Annotated in this window: 2 protein-coding genes and 1 pseudogene; all 3 read left to right on the top strand. The window is 53.6% G+C overall.

The window, feature by feature from the left end:
• The first annotated feature begins 144 nt into the window (after positions 1-144).
• Positions 145-276, top strand: a complete 132-nt coding sequence (locus tag OP494_RS17125) for a hypothetical protein (RefSeq protein WP_280542784.1) — start codon at positions 145-147, stop codon at positions 274-276.
• Complete coding sequence (locus OP494_RS17130; RefSeq protein ID WP_280542787.1) at positions 276-602, top strand: hypothetical protein; 327 nt, start codon at positions 276-278, stop codon at positions 600-602. The genes OP494_RS17125 and OP494_RS17130 overlap by 1 nt, the downstream gene beginning before the upstream one ends.
• 125 nt (positions 603-727) lie before the next feature.
• Positions 728-880 (top strand): annotated as a pseudogene (locus tag OP494_RS17195) (hypothetical protein); the annotation flags it as partial.

An 880-nucleotide genomic window follows, 5' to 3' on the forward strand; every position in this document is an offset into this window, starting at 1 on the left:
GCATGATCGCGCTGGTGCTGATCGCCTCGCCGGTCATGCTGCTTCACGCGGTGGCGCACTGGTGTTCGCTGCTGCTGTGCTGGCCGGTGTACTGGCCGCGTCAGCTGCGTCGGGAAAGCACGGCCTCCGAGCCGGTGTAAGGGAGTGTTCGGCGATGACGCGCTCGAGGCGTGGTGCCAGCGCTGTGCCTTTACCACCGAGAGCGAGCCCGATCATTACGCCGACTATGCGGAAGAAGTCGGCGCCTTCCACCAGGCTTTACAGGACGTGACCTGATGTATTTTGTTGAGTGGCTGATGCGCCGCACCCTGACGGCGAGCAAGAAGGATATCACCGGCTTCGAGGGTGATATGAAGCAGTTCGAGAAGGCGGCCGAGAAATACGGCAAGCAGTATCGGGGCATGCAGGAAACACAGGTCAGCGACACTCCTTCTGATGCGCGCTCCATCTACAAGATGAATGACACCTATATGGATGTTAGGACTTTCTTCGATGAATGGAGGGGTGGGGTGATTCTAGGGTTGGCGCCTATTTTTATAGGGTTGATAGGTATACCTTTTTTCTTCTTATTTCCTGCGTTATCTGTTTTTTTAATGGAATAAGTTTAGTTTCCGGTGAGTCTGCAGTTGCAGGCGAATATTTTTTTCTTGGGCTTGTGTGGTGTTCATGGCTTGGATTTTTGATTGTTTTTATCAAGTATCTCCTCTGGATATTCCGCATGGAATGTATGGTCCAGCGCCATATCGTGGTCCGTTTCAATCGCAAGACACGTAAGATCACCATCAATCGGCCCAATTTCGCCGGTGGCAATCAGGTCTATGACTGGGACGACGTGGTGGCCTCGGTCGATCCCGACGATCAGGTGGTGACCAAGCAGCGC

This window comes from Chromohalobacter sp. 11-W, from assembly GCF_029889905.1.
Taxonomy (GTDB): Bacteria; Pseudomonadota; Gammaproteobacteria; order Pseudomonadales; family Halomonadaceae; genus Chromohalobacter.

Coding starts and splice junctions, on each gene's coding strand:
- OP494_RS17130 (WP_280542787.1), top strand. CDS start 276: ATGTATTTTGTTGAGTGGCTGATGCGCCGCACCCTGACGGCGAGCAAG.